Source organism: Arthrobacter sp. P4_F10 (assembly GCF_056401435.1).
Map to the genome: position 1 here is coordinate 1 of NZ_JBFUJJ010000097.1, position 524 is coordinate 524.

1 rRNA gene is annotated in these 524 nt (G+C 52.7%); it reads right to left on the minus strand.

What is annotated here, in order from left to right:
• Window positions 1-319: ribosomal RNA gene (locus tag AC1DR1_RS23170) — 16S ribosomal RNA — on the minus strand; the annotation flags it as partial.
• Between the last annotated feature and the right edge of the window lie 205 nt (window positions 320-524).

Consider the following 524-nt stretch of genomic DNA (forward strand, 5'->3'; position numbering starts at 1 on the left):
TCCCAGTGTGGCCGGTCACCCTCTCAGGCCGGCTACCCGTCGTCGCCTTGGTGAGCCATTACCTCACCAACAAGCTGATAGGCCGCGAGTCCATCCAAAACCACAATAAAGCTTTCCACCCCCCACCATGCGATGAGGAGTCATATCCGGTATTAGACCCAGTTTCCCAGGCTTATCCCAGAGTTAAGGGCAGGTTACTCACGTGTTACTCACCCGTTCGCCACTAATCACCGGCGCAAGCACCGGGTCATCGTTCGACTTGCATGTGTTAAGCACGCCGCCAGCGTTCATCCTGAGCCAGGATCAAACTCTCCGTTGAAGTAAAACAGACACAACACGCGCCCCCGGGAAAACGGGATGCACGCACTGCACAAAATTTGAAACCAGCTGTAAAAACCAGACCACACCACGGGGTGGCGCAATCCAGTCAATTCAACCAATCCATATACAATAAATTGGTATCAACAAACTTGGCACACTATTGAGTTCTCAAACAACAGACACACCCGGCACCACCACAACCA